The sequence below is a fragment of the Halioglobus sp. HI00S01 genome (assembly GCF_001635445.1).
GTDB lineage: Bacteria > Pseudomonadota > Gammaproteobacteria > Pseudomonadales > Halieaceae > Halioglobus > Halioglobus japonicus.
Genome location: NZ_LWEE01000087.1, coordinates 1 through 378, shown reverse-complemented (window position 1 = coordinate 378; position 378 = coordinate 1). Strand labels below are relative to the sequence as shown.

1 protein-coding gene is annotated in these 378 nt (G+C 58.2%); it reads left to right on the top strand.

What is annotated here, in order from left to right; translation table 11 throughout:
* A partial coding sequence (locus A3709_RS12590) for a hypothetical protein (protein ID WP_066055018.1) occupies nt 1–203 on the top strand: 203 nt, incomplete at its 5' end.
* Nucleotides 204–378 lie beyond the last annotated feature (175 nt).

The window sequence follows — 378 nt, the reverse complement described above, 5'->3', positions numbered from 1 at the left end:
CCATGGGCTACGACATCCTGTCCATGAACGCCACCAGCCTACCTAAAGTGAAACAAGCGCTGCGCAATATCAATCTCACAGAAGCCCGTGATCTGCTCGACGAGGTGCTGGGTATGGATGACGCAAGCGCTATCCACCGTCGCCTGGAAGGATTCCTCGCCGACCACGGCATGGCTAAATTCACTCACAGCCCGGTGGCCTGAGCTTTTTAGCTGCTGAGCGTTAATCGCTCCACCACCTGGCCAATTGGAGCGCCGCTGGCGTCAAAGCTGGTTTCACGCCAGCTGGCATGGCCCTCGGTATCCAGCCACAGCGTGGTTGTCGCCCGGGTTCCGTAGGTCGGGCTGACAATAAATTGCGCCGACAGCATTCTGTCCA